The 12,383-nt window shown below is 43.4% G+C and carries 13 protein-coding genes and 1 riboswitch; of the genes, 9 read left to right on the forward strand and 4 right to left on the reverse strand.

The genetic code is table 11. The annotated features are described in order from the left end of the window. Position 1: 1 nt before the first annotated feature. From C4K46_RS03530 to C4K46_RS03540, 3 genes are all read left to right on the forward strand, one after another. Positions 2-610: a hypothetical protein gene (locus tag C4K46_RS03530; protein WP_209627477.1), complete on the forward strand. Its 609-nt coding sequence runs from the start codon at positions 2-4 to the stop codon at positions 608-610. Positions 611-615: 5 nt separating this feature from the next. Continuing rightward, entirely contained in the window at positions 616-1,224 is a 609-nt protein-coding gene (locus C4K46_RS03535; protein WP_209627479.1) for an HNH endonuclease, read from the forward strand. Between the two features lie 122 nt (positions 1,225-1,346). Beyond that, positions 1,347-2,054: a B3/B4 domain-containing protein gene (locus C4K46_RS03540; protein ID WP_209627481.1), complete on the forward strand. Its 708-nt coding sequence runs from the start codon at positions 1,347-1,349 to the stop codon at positions 2,052-2,054. Between the two features lie 12 nt (positions 2,055-2,066). Here the strand turns inward: C4K46_RS03540 and C4K46_RS03545 are convergent, their stop codons facing one another. After that, the gene (locus tag C4K46_RS03545; RefSeq protein ID WP_209627483.1) at positions 2,067-2,516 is read right to left on the reverse strand and encodes a GtrA family protein; all 450 of its coding nucleotides are present in this window, start codon (positions 2,514-2,516) and stop codon (positions 2,067-2,069) included. A gap of 269 nt (positions 2,517-2,785) precedes the next feature. On the opposite strand from C4K46_RS03545, the gene relB reads away from it, so the two are divergent. From relB to pulA, 6 genes are all read left to right on the forward strand, one after another. Beyond that, positions 2,786-3,007, forward strand: coding sequence for a type II toxin-antitoxin system RelB family antitoxin (gene relB / locus C4K46_RS03550; RefSeq protein ID WP_209627485.1), 222 nt, complete (start codon positions 2,786-2,788; stop codon positions 3,005-3,007). 1 nt (position 3,008) lies between these two features. Beyond that, positions 3,009-3,278 (forward strand): type II toxin-antitoxin system RelE family toxin, encoded by a 270-nt coding sequence (locus C4K46_RS03555; protein ID WP_209627487.1) that lies wholly within the window; start codon positions 3,009-3,011, stop codon positions 3,276-3,278. 621 nt (positions 3,279-3,899) lie between these two features. Continuing rightward, a riboswitch (PreQ1 riboswitch) is annotated at positions 3,900-4,003 on the forward strand. Next, positions 4,001-4,513: a QueT transporter family protein gene (locus C4K46_RS03560; protein ID WP_209627489.1), complete on the forward strand. Its 513-nt coding sequence runs from the start codon at positions 4,001-4,003 to the stop codon at positions 4,511-4,513. It overlaps the preceding riboswitch by 3 nt. Before the next feature lie 166 nt (positions 4,514-4,679). Beyond that, complete coding sequence (gene ligA, locus C4K46_RS03565; protein ID WP_209627491.1) at positions 4,680-6,638, forward strand: NAD-dependent DNA ligase LigA; 1,959 nt, start codon at positions 4,680-4,682, stop codon at positions 6,636-6,638. Positions 6,639-6,647: 9 nt separating this feature from the next. Then, complete coding sequence (locus C4K46_RS03570; protein ID WP_209627493.1) at positions 6,648-7,622, forward strand: diacylglycerol kinase family lipid kinase; 975 nt, start codon at positions 6,648-6,650, stop codon at positions 7,620-7,622. Positions 7,623-7,640: 18 nt separating this feature from the next. Beyond that, positions 7,641-9,938, forward strand: coding sequence for a type I pullulanase (pulA, locus tag C4K46_RS03575; RefSeq protein WP_209627495.1), 2,298 nt, complete (start codon positions 7,641-7,643; stop codon positions 9,936-9,938). Positions 9,939-10,135: 197 nt separating this feature from the next. Here the strand turns inward: pulA and C4K46_RS03580 are convergent, their stop codons facing one another. From C4K46_RS03580 to C4K46_RS03590, 3 genes are all read right to left on the reverse strand, one after another. Next, positions 10,136-10,306 (reverse strand): hypothetical protein, encoded by a 171-nt coding sequence (locus tag C4K46_RS03580; RefSeq protein ID WP_209627496.1) that lies wholly within the window; start codon positions 10,304-10,306, stop codon positions 10,136-10,138. A gap of 278 nt (positions 10,307-10,584) precedes the next feature. Continuing rightward, complete coding sequence (locus C4K46_RS03585; RefSeq protein WP_209627498.1) at positions 10,585-11,517, reverse strand: LacI family DNA-binding transcriptional regulator; 933 nt, start codon at positions 11,515-11,517, stop codon at positions 10,585-10,587. A gap of 26 nt (positions 11,518-11,543) precedes the next feature. Beyond that, complete coding sequence (locus tag C4K46_RS03590) at positions 11,544-12,356, reverse strand: HAD family hydrolase (RefSeq protein WP_209627500.1); 813 nt, start codon at positions 12,354-12,356, stop codon at positions 11,544-11,546. Positions 12,357-12,383: the final 27 nt, after the last annotated feature.

Genomic DNA, 12,383 nt, shown 5'->3' on the forward strand with positions numbered 1-12,383 from the left:
AATGAATGTAAGAAAAATTTATTTTATTGATGATGAAGATGAAGCACGATATGCAGCTTCTTATACTAAATTAAGGAAAAAATTTGAAGATGCTCAGTACTGCGTTGAGTTCTTTTCAATAATCAATAAAGAATCTGAGGAGATATTTCTGAAAGAATTAGCTTCAAATAAAATCTGTGGGATTATACTTGATTTTGATTTAAAGCAAAGTAATATATATGCTGATGCGAATGCGTTATGGAAAAAAATTAAGAGTCATAACTCATTATTTCCTATGTGTATATATACTTCTCATAAACAGGATGTCAGTCAATTAAAGGGTTGTGAAAAGATTTTTTCAAAAGGGAATGAATCTGAAATTGAAGAAATGTTGAAATATATGAAGGAGCAAATTGAATTAGGACTAGCTATAATTAAGCAAAGAACGGATGTAAACAATATATTAAAATCAGACCAAACCTTTTCAGTTGAAGTTTTGGAAAATGAAAGAAGGATAGAAGACCAGTTCTCAATTGTAGCTTCTCGAGAATTACCTGATGAAGTTTCTAAAGAATTAAATGAACTCATCAAGAAAGCTTATGAAATTATTGATAATTATAGCGAAGGATAAAATAAATGATAAACATAAGGCAACTGTATAAAAAAGATTATAGAGGTTATGAAAAGGTTCCTGTTAGAAGCGATGATATAACATATCAATATTCAAAAGAAAGTGAGCGTTCTTTATTAAAAGAAACTTTAATCAAAGATTTTAAAGGACAATGTGTTTATTGTGGTTGGAGTTGTTCAAGCTACACTAGTGAACCTTTTCATATTGAACATATAAAAAGTCAGAAAAACTTTCCTCTTGAAAGAGATAATTATAAAAATTTAGCTTTGGCTTGTCCAATTTGTAATAAGACTAAGCAGGAGAAAGAACTTCCTAAAAATTTAGATCCATTATCGAAAGAATTTTCCAAATTATTTTATAGAAATAAATCAGGTGCAATAGTTACAAATAATGCATTAAATGAAAAACAAAAAAGGTTGGCAGAAGAATGTAGTTCAATATTGGGATTGCATAAGGAATTATATAAATTAGATTATATTTACAGCTCTTTAAAAAAAATTCAAAAAGAGCTCACATCAACGCATAAGGATAGTGAATTACTTTCAAAAATTTGTGAAATTATAATGTATATTGACGAAAACTATGTAAGGAGTTCAGGGACACTTCTAAAGTAAACTTTGATGAATAAGTTGAAATTTTTAATAGAGGGCATGCTAGCCAAAGTCAGAGAAAACGTCACCAGCGACTGGGAGCGAGTCAAAAAAGGACAAAAAAGAAAATATGAAGAGGTAGCAACATGAACATCACAATCGAGCAAGACTTCTGGGCTTTGTTTCCGGAAGCGCAGATTAGTTTGCTGATTGTTAAGGGCTTGGACAATCGTGTCGATGAAAGTAAGGACCCTTATTTTAAGGACTTGTTGGCTAAGGGGGCAAAGAGGGCCCAGGATTTTATTTCTGAGGAGCCTTTTACGCAAAACCAGGTCATTCAAGAATGGCGTCAGGCCTTTGCTAAGTTCAAAACCAAAAAGGGGGCGCGTTCATCTATTGAGGCCCTACTCAAGCGGGTCAGTCAGGAGCGGGAGTTCCACCCTATCAATCCTTTGGTAGATATTTATAATAGCGTTTCTCTGTCTTATGCGGTGCCTTGTGGGGGTGAGGATCTTGCCAAGATTCAAGCTGGTCTCTATCTGGGCAAGGCCCAAGGTGGCGAGCCTTTCTTTCCCCTAGGGGCTGACAGTGATGCGCCAGCCTTGCCAGAGGAAATTATTTATTATGATGAAGCTGGGGCGGTTTGTCGCTGTTTGAATTGGCGGGAGGCCCAAAGAACCATGCTGACTGAGGAGACCAAGGAGGCGGTGCTGGTGATTGAGGCTATCAATGAGGAGCAAGGCCAGCGTGCCCAAGCAGCCATGCTAGAAATGCAGGACCTCCTGCAAGCTTATTTTGGTTTGACAGGAGAAATTACTCATTTGACCAAGGAAAATCCAAGCTTAGAACTGTAAGAAAAAAAGAGCTCATTTGGGCTCTTTTTTGTCATTTTTGAAAACGAATAATTTACTGAAAACATAGTTGAGGACGATGATGAGAATTTGGGCAATAAAAGTTTCGATGGTGTTGACCTTTTTTATATCATTATTGACGAACTGGCCGATTAGACCCGGAAAGGTCTTTACGAAAACGAAAGTCAAAGCGACATCGAGAAAGAGAGTGGTCAAGCGGGCGGTGGTAAATTTGATGAGGCGGGCAAACCAACCCTGTCTTTTTTGTTTGAAAACGATGGTATCGTTAGTTGCAAAGGCAAAGAGGATTCCAGCGACATTACCCAAGATAGTTGAGAAGATTTCCTCGCTGGTTACTTCATAAGCCAGCAAGCGCGTGACAATAGCAACTCCAGTCGTCGCTACCCCGAAAAAGAGGTAGGACAAAACCTCATTGTCAAAAAAACTCTTAATGTATTTTTTCATAAATTCAGTCTACCATATTTTCCCTTTTTACGCTAGAGTAGCTTTTAAGTAGCGGAAAGCATGGAAATCAAAGAGGGGGGAGAGCAAAAGCCTTTAGGTATCTTTTAAGGGTCTCTAGGGCGCTAGAAATGCTTTTATAGGTGCTTATAGGGAGTAGGGCAAGAATACGGCTAGATTTTGGTTAGGTTATAGCAAGGTATTGACTTTTCAACTTCGATTGTGCTACAATGTAGTACATAAAGGGTGAATAGAAAGTGAGGTATAAAAACATGGCTACAATATCATTAAGGCTTAATCAACAAGAAGAAGAATTTTTTAGGGGCTATGCCGGGCTAACAGGTAAGACCTTATCAGAACTTTTCAAGACTGCTTTAGCTGAACAGATAGAAAACGAACTAGACTTAAAACTATATCATGAGGCACTAGCAGAGCATGAGGCAGACCCTCAAACCGTTTCTTTTGATGACTTTAAGAAAGAGCTAGGGCTTTGATATGTATAAGCTAGAACTTTCTAAGCGAGCGCAAAAGCAAATAAAAAAGCTAGACAAGAGCATTCAACGGCTTATTATTGCCTGGATTGAAAAAAACATAGCAAACACTGACAATCCTAGACAACATGGAAAAGGTCTGACTGGGGACAGAAGTAATGAATGGCGCTACCGTATCGGTAGTTATCGCTTAATTTGCGATATACGAGACGAAGAACTGCTTATCTTAGCCCTAGAGGTAGGACATAGAAAAGAAATATATAAAGCACGCTAAGGCGTGTTTTTTCGCTACCTACACTAGAACGCCCCAGAAGCCCCGTAGAGGTTTTTTCTCTTGCTTGCTACTCCTCTTTAAATTACTATAACATCAATATTACCACTTTTTAGATTTTTTGTGCTATACTGAAAAAGCTAATTAAGATTTAAGGTTCAAGATAAGAGGGCAGTGAAAGGGCTTTGTATCTTGTAATTGAACACGGGCTAAAAGCTCGGAATTTAGATAAACTTTCCTAGGTTCTAGGGAACCTTCGTCAAGTTTCCTAAAATTCTAGTCGCTTTTTGACGTGAGAATTTCAAAACGATAATTTTTGAAATTCGAGCTAATGCAGCGCATAGAAAATTCTCATAGGAATTTTCGTTCAGTAGCGAGGAGTTTACCTCCCGATACTGATTGCGACTGCGAACGCCCTTTGTATCTTAATAATCGAACACGCCCTAAAAGTCTGGCAAAAAAGATAGATGCTCCTAGGAACTGGAGTTCCTTCGTCCCATCTCCTATTTTTGCTGAGACTTTCTTAACGGGCTTTGTATCTTGTTAATTGAACACGGGCTAAAATCCTAGTAAAAAAGACTCGCTTGCCTTGCTTCATCGAAGCAGCGTCGCGCTCCCTATTTTTATACGGATTTCTTAACGCCCTTTGTATCTTAATTAGCCCTTGGCGCTTTGCTTCTTTCGTCAAGCATATTACAAGCGGTAGGACCGCTAAAGGAGAAAAAATGAAAAATTTTACTGTTCGTGATTTGACCCAGATTGCTCTTGTAGCAGCGATTTATGTGGTTTTAACCTTGACCCCTCCCCTGAATGCTCTTAGTTTTGGGGCCTACCAGTTTCGGGTGTCCGAGATGATGAATTTTACGGCTTTTTATCGGCCCAAGTACATCATCGGGGTGACTTTGGGTTGTATGCTGGCCAACTTTTTTAGTTTTGGCCTGATAGATGTTTTTGTGGGTGGGGCTTCGACCTTGGTCTTTCTATCTTTGGGAGTCTTCCTCTTTAGACGGTATATGAAGGACTATCTCTTTAATGGACTGATTAACAAGGCCTTCTTTTACTTTGCGATTTTCTTTTCCCTATCCATGTTTACGATTGCTTTAGAATTGCATATCATAAGCAAGCTTCCTTTTCTTTTGACCTGGTTCACGACAGGTCTGGGTGAATTTGCTTCGCTAATGGTTGGTGGTTTCCTGATGGAGCGAATTGCAAGGCAGCTTAAACTACTCAAAGAATGAAGTTTGTAAGGGATAAGAGTCCGGTCCAGTAGGGTTGGGAGGTCTTGTTCTGATTTAATTTTTATTAAAAATAGAAGCAAAATGAAGCTGGGATTTTCTCAGCTTTTTTTCCTTAAATGAAGAGAGAAAAGCAGAAGATTTTTAGTTTTTATGATACAATAATATTATGAAAGATAGAATGTCCGAATTGGTGGCTTTGCTCAATCGCTACGCCTATGAATACTATACTAGTGATGCTCCAAGTGTATCAGATAGTGACTACGATCAGCTTTATCGAGAACTCGTTCAACTAGAGGCTACTTATCCGCAAGATATTTTACCAGACAGCCCGACCCATCGTGTTGGGGGAAAGGTTTTAGAAGGTTTTGAAAAATACCAACACCAGTATCCGCTCTATAGTTTGCAGGATGCTTTTTCACGTCAAGAGCTGGAGGACTTTGATCGGCGCGTCCGCAAGGATTTTCCTCACCTTTCCTACTTGTGTGAATTAAAGATTGATGGTTTGTCCATTTCTTTGACCTATGAAAATGGGGTCTTGGTGGCCGGAGCCACTCGAGGAGATGGTTCAGTCGGTGAAAATATTACAGAAAATCTCAAGCGGGTCAAGGACATTCCCCTGACCCTAGCAGAAACAAGCAACCTGACTGTCAGAGGAGAGTGCTATATGCCTCGTTCCTCTTTTGAGGCTGTCAATCGCTATCGCCAGGAGCAAGGAGAGGCAGAGTTTGCCAATCCGCGCAATGCTGCGGCAGGGACCTTGCGGCAGCTAGATACTGGAGTGGTGGCCCAGCGTAATTTAGCCACCTTCCTCTACCAGGTGGCCAGTCCTTCTAGCGAGGAAAGTCAAGAAGGGGTCTTAGAGCATTTGACTAGTCTAGGTTTTCAGGTCAATGACCGCTATATCCTAGCCCAGTCTATGGACCAGGTTTGGGACTTTATCCAAGAGATTGAGGCTCTGCGTCCCCAGCTCCCTTATGATATTGACGGGATTGTGATTAAGGTTAATGACTTGGCCATTCAAGAGGAGCTGGGCTTTACCGTAAAGGCTCCTAAGTGGGCGATTGCCTACAAGTTTCCTGCTGAGGAAAAAGAAGCCCAACTCTTATCCGTTGACTGGACGGTTGGTCGGACAGGAGTGGTGACACCGACAGCCAACTTGACACCTGTCCAATTAGCTGGCACAAGGGTCAGTCGGGCCACTCTGCATAATGTGGACTATATCGCAGAAAAGGATATTCGCATGCAGGATACGGTGATTGTTTACAAGGCCGGTGATATTATTCCTGCTGTCTTGCGAGTAGTTGAAAGTAAACGAGTTTCCCAGGAAAAGCTAAGCATTCCCAAGACCTGTCCTAGCTGTCAAGAGGAGCTCATACATTTTGAAGATGAGGTAGCTCTTCGCTGTATCAATCCCTTGTGTCCAGCTCAAATCAAGGAGGGGCTGACTCATTTTGCCAGTCGCGATGCTATGAATATTACGGGTCTAGGCCCAGCAGTGGTTGAAAAGCTCTTTGCCCAAAATTTGGTCAAGGATGTGGCTGGCATTTATCGCTTGACCCCAGACGACCTCCTGCAATTAGAGGGCTTCAAGGAAAAGTCTGCCAGCAAGCTCTATCAGGCCATTCAGGCCTCCAAGGAAAATTCGGCTGAGCGGCTCCTCTTTGGTCTAGGGATTCGCCATGTAGGTAGCAAGGCCAGTCGGATTTTGCTGGAAAAATTTCACGATATAGAGAAGTTAGCCCAGGCCAAGCCGGAAGAGATTGCAGCCATTGACAGCTTGGGGCTAGTGATTGCGGAGAGTTTAGCGACCTACTTTAGTCAGGAAGGTTCAAAGATTTTGCTGGCTGAACTAGTGGAAGCAGGAGTCAATCTAGCCTATCTGGGTGAAAAGGTGGCTGAAGATGCCCTCCTATCTGGCAAGACCCTTGTTTTAACAGGAAAATTAGAGAATTTAACCCGGGCCCAGGCCAAGGAAAAACTCCAAAGTCTAGGGGCCAATGTCGCCTCCAGTGTTTCCAAAAAGACAGATATCGTTATCGCTGGGGCCGATGCCGGAAGTAAATTAAGCAAGGCCCAAGAGTTGGGACTAGAGATTCGAGACGAAGCTTGGCTGGAGAGCCTGTAAGGATTGACAATGAAGGAAGTAAGAAAGAGAGCAAGGCTCATTTATAACCCGACCTCTGGTCAGGAAATTATGAAGAAAAATATTGCTGAGGTGCTGGATGTCTTAGAAGATGTCGGCTATGAAACCTCTGCCTATCAAACGACCCCAGAGCCTTTTTCTGCTAGAAATGAGGCAGCCAGGGCCGCTCAGGCTGGTTTTGACTTAGTCATTGCTGCAGGGGGAGACGGGACCATCAATGAGGTGGTCAACGGCATTGCCCCCCTGGAGGTTAGACCCAAGTTGGCCTTTATCCCAGTCGGCACCACCAATGATTATGCTCGGGCCCTAAAAATTCCCATGGGCAATCCCATTGAAGCGGCCAAGATTATTGCTAAGGATCAACGGATTCGCATGGATATTGGTCGGGCCTACGGTCATAAGTATTTTATCAATATTGCAGCGGCAGGGACCTTGACAGAGTTGACCTATAGTGTTCCCAGTGAGGTCAAGACCCGGCTGGGCTACTTTGCCTATGTGGCCAAGGGGGCAGAAATGCTTCCCCGCTCACAGTTTCGTAAGGTTCGGGTCAGCCATGACCATGGAGTCTTTGAAGGTCGGGTCTCCCTGGTCTTTGTGGCCTTAACCAACTCGATTGGCGGCTTTGAAAAGCTGGCCCCTGATGCTAAGTTAGATGATGGTAAATTTACCCTTATCCTGGTCAAGACAGCCAAGCTTTTTGATATGCTAGGTCTTTTGATTCAGGCCCTTAAGGGCGGCCAGCATGTGACAGATGTCAATGTTGAATACTTAAAAACCAGCAAAATAAAACTAGAAATTTTAGATAAGAAGGCACCTTTTATGCTCAACTTGGACGGTGAGTATGGGGGAGATACTCCGGTCGAACTGGAAGTGCTTCACCATCACCTGGAATTTTTTGCCAATGTTGAGGAGATTAGCACTGACGCTCTTTCCTTGGAGTACGGTCAGGCTAGTGGAAACAAATAAAGGAGGCGGAGAAATGACATGTTAAACTATCGCGTCTTAGTCCACTATCACAATCATGCCGGGGATTATCAACCCTATGATATGTGGCAGTGGCAGAAGGACGAATTGGGGCGAGAAGTCCAATTCGCCCAATTTGACTATTTTGGTCGGAGTGGGACCCTGTCCTATCAGAGTGAGCACCCCTTGGACTATGTTCATTTGATTGTGAAAAAGACCGACTGGTCCAGCCAATCGGTAGACTATACCATTCGTTTATTGCCAGCCCACCTGGTAACAGAGGTTTGGTTGATTGAAGGAGATGACCAGGTCTATTATTCCAAGCAGGCCGCTATGACCAGTCATGCTTACTATCATCGCAATCCTCATGCCTTTGATATGGCCCTCCATTATCGGGATTTTGATCGCCATTGGGCCTACCAGGACTGGCTGGGCTACCGCTATCAAGAAAAGGAGACCAGCTTTAAACTATGGGCTCCAACAGCCAGTAAGGTAGAACTCTTGCTCTACAAGGATAGCAGCAAAAATGCCCCTATCTGGAAGGTTTATCCCTTGGAGCGGGGACAAATTTTCTCTTATTATCATAAAAATAATACTATCGGAGTCTGGTCTAAGACCGTCCAGGAAGATTTAAAGGGTCGGGCTTACCAGTATCGTCTCACCTTTGACTATGAGGAGGTCATCAGTCGCGATCCTTATAGTGATGCGGCTACAGCCGATGGGAAACGCTCAGTCATTCTAAGTCCTAAAGACAGAGAGCTAGACGGTTTTCAGGTCAAGCATGGAACAGATGCTCCCTGGCGCTTGGACAACCCTTGCCAGGCGGTTATTTATGAAATGCATCTGCGTGACTTTAGCCAATCCGAGACTTCTGGAGTTGATCCTCAACTGAGAGGGACCATTCTTGGGGCCTGTCAAAAAGGGACGAAAAATAAGGCTGGTCAGGCGACAACCTTTGACTACATCAAGGAACTAGGAGTCAACTACATCCAGCTCCAGCCCGTCGCTGATCGCCATAAGGACTATGATGAGAATGGCCAGGTCACCTATAACTGGGGCTATGATCCACAAAATTATAATGTGGTCGAAAGTAGCTTTTCCAGTCAAGTTGATGATCCAGGCCAAGTAGTCAGAGACTTTAAAACCCTGGTTCAAGCCTACCACGATGCTGGGATTGGAGTGATTTTAGATGTTGTCTATAATCACAGTTATTCGACTTTCGATTCTCCTTTCCAGGCTACTGTTCCCGACTATTATTACCGGATGAATCTGGATGGTTCCTTTCAAAATGGGACCGGTGTTGGTAGTGAGACAGCTAGCGAACATGAGATGTTCCGCAAGTATATGATTGACTCCCTCCTTTACTGGGTAGAGGAGTACAATGTCGATGGTTTCCGCTTTGACTTGATGGGCATTCACGATGTTGAAACCATGCAGATGATTCGCGACCAGCTAGATAAGATTGATCCCCGTATTCTGACCTATGGCGAGGGTTGGGATATGGGTAGTGGTCTCTTGCCCCAAGACAAGGCTAAAAAAGACAATGCCTACCAGCTGCTAGATATCGGCTTTTTCAATGATAATCAGCGGGATGCCATTAAGGGGGCCGAGGTTTTTGGTGGCCTCAAAGCAGGCTTTGTCAGTGGCCAGGGAACCGAGAATATTATTGCCAAGGCCATTCTAGGTAGCGGCGAGCTAGGTAGTTATCTGATGCCTAATCAGGTGGTCAACTATGTCGAAGCTCATGATAACTACAACCTGCATGACCTTCTAGCTGAGCTTCATCCCTATGACGATCTAGTCACTAGGACCAAGCGAGTTGAGCTAGCAACAGCCATGAATATCCTCATGCAAGGACTGGCCTTTATCGAGCTCGGCCAAGAATTTCTGCGGACCAAGCTAGTAGCAACTGGACCAGAAGGTCAGCTTACAGAAGCAGACAAGACACGGGCCATGAACAGCTATAATGCACCGGATGCAGTCAACCAGGTCGACTGGGACCTCTTGGGACCCAACCAGGCCAGCAAGGACTTTATCCGGCAAATCATCCAGCTCAAGACCAGTAGGAAGGAATTTTCCTACCCGACCTATGAAGAAATCTACCAGCATGTCTATGTACGCTCGGCCCAAACCAATAGCGGCCTAGTTATCTTTGAAATCAGAGACGAAAGGGACTACCTAGTCATTTTCAATGCGTCAGGCCTTCCCTACTATCTAGAAGAAGCAGACAAGCTCCGCTTGATTGCCGGCAATAGCCGGACCAAGCGTCCCTTCTATGTAGAAGACCTAACTGCCAGCGTCTTTGAAATTGTAAAATAAAATATGCCAAGAACGAGATTGGGACTAAGAACGATTCCTTTTTAGGAATGAGTTCTGTTCCAGTCCCGTTTTTTCTTGCTAAAGAGCAGGAAAAAGGGTAAACTGTAAAATATTAGAATGTGATAAAGGGAGGGAATAATGACTTCTATCCCAAGGGGTGGCCCCAACCCCACAAGAAAATAAGAGCTGAGAATTTCTCAGCTCTTATGTTTTATATCTAAGTATTTGTTAGTCTTAAGGAGTTGGATTTTTTTCTCAACTCTTTTTTCATATTTTTGAATATGGGAACTTTTCACCAAGACAGGTAAACCCGCAATCAAAATAGCTACTCCCAGAAGGACTAGGACAAAAACTTTAAACTTTTCCATAATTCTCCCCTTATATTTTAATTTTGCAATTAGAAGTTTGGGACCTCTAATTACAAATAATCATCCCTATTCCCAATATAGCATGAAAGCCCTTTTTTGTCAATGAGTTTGGTTTATCTAGGGTCCAGAATTGGTAGGAGTAGGCTCTCAAACTAGCTTGTTCCTCAAGCCAAAAAGTGGGCTTAAACTAAAAGAAAATTTATCCTTATTGACAAGAGACTTTCTACTGGAGCGACTGGGGTATGAAAAGGCCAGCCCTTGGGGCCGGCTCTTTTAATTTAGCGCCAGATGATTTCGGAGCTTAGTTTGGTTTCTTGGCGCTCTTGGGATAGGGCGGTCTCAAAAAGGATTTTTCCTAATTGATAGCCCTTGTGGTCAATGGTGGGGATTTTCAAGAGTTGGCTAGTCAACATATTTTCTTGACCGATTAGGCTGGGTAAGGGAGCCTTCTGGTCCAAATAAGCTTGCTGGATACCGGCAGCTACATCATCGCTGGTGGCCAAGATAAGCTGGGTCTGGGAAGTCTTGATAAGCTCTTGAGCTAGCCTGTATCCGTCTTGATAGTTATCAATTTTTCCAAAAGTTCTGGGAACTTGCTTGTCATAGACAGCTTGGTAGGCTGCGATGCCTTCTTGATAGGTTGCAGAGATAGGACTATTCCGTGAAAAGAGGAGGACGACTTCCCCATATCCCTGGCTCTTAAAAGATTGAAATAGGGAGGTATAGGCAGATAGGCGTTCGATATAGGCGCTAGATAGGGGACTTTCCTTATTCAGGGGCTCAGTCATCACGATTTGGCCGTAGTCGTGATAGTGAGCGATTTGCTCTAGGCTCAAGGCATGAGAGGTAAAGATGAGACCATCAATCGCCCGCCGTCTGAGCTGTCCCAGATAGCTTTTTTCAAGCTCCTCGCTATAATTAGAAGGCATAAAGACTAGTTGATAGTCGCTATCCTTGGCTGCATCTAAGAGGCCCTCGATGAGGTGGTTAAAGTAGGGGTGGCGGGTATGAGGAATGACCACACCAATCTTATAGGTTTTTCCAAGACTGAGGTCTCTTGCAATCTGGTTGGGTACATAGCCCAGTTTATCGATGACTGCCTGGACCTTGCTTCTGGTCTCGTCCGCTACATGAGGATGATGATTGATGACCCGAGACACTGTGGCGACAGCGACTCCTGCCCGTTTGGCAATTTCTCGGATACTGGCCATGAGCGGTCCTCCTTTCTTTCTAGAGCTTAGATTTTGACGAGGTATTTCTGGATACCGTAGCCGACTCCGTCCTCATCGTTGGACTTGGTCACCCGATAGGCTACCTTTTTAATCTCAGCTAGGGCATTGTTCATGACGATTGGATAGGCTACACGATTTAACATGGGAAGATCGTTATGACCGTCACCAAAGGCTGCAGTGTTTTCCTTACTTAGTTTTTCTTTTTCAAAGATATAGGTCAGCCCAGCGGATTTTTTGGCCTTGATGTGAGTAATCTCGAGGTAGGCCTTGCCGGAGCGTTGAATGCTGACGCTAGCCATTCCTAATTGTCTCAAGGTTCTTTCTAGGGCTTGAATTTCTTCTTGGTCAAAGGAAATCATCATGATTTTAAAAATATTGATAGGAGCCTTGAGAAAGCGGGCTTCGTCTTGGATAAAGGTGGGTCCTTGCCCGGTCAAGCTGTGTTCGTAACGAATACCTTCATCTATTTTATCACAATACCAGTTATTTAGGTCATAATAAGATAGGCTTACCTGGGGGAAATGCTGGCGAATGTAGTTGAGCAGGTATTGGACATCCTTTTGGGCCATTACCTGGCTGTAGATGGGTTGGACTCTTCCTTTTTCTAGGCGATAGATTAGTCCGCCATTAAAGCCGACCTGTAAATCCGTCAAGTCTAATGTATCAATGGCTTGGCTCATTTCCATAGGAGCCCGAGCGGAAATCAGGGTGACTGGTAAATTAGCCCGACGAATCAGTCTAGCATTTCTCTTGCTTACCTGGCCCTGGCTATTTAGTAGGGTACCGTCCATATCTAAAAATACACGTTTAATCTTCATCAAAATGACCTCTTTCTTCTTTTCTAT

This window comes from Streptococcus oricebi, from assembly GCF_017883985.1.
In the GTDB taxonomy this organism is placed as follows: domain Bacteria; phylum Bacillota; class Bacilli; order Lactobacillales; family Streptococcaceae; genus Streptococcus; species Streptococcus oricebi.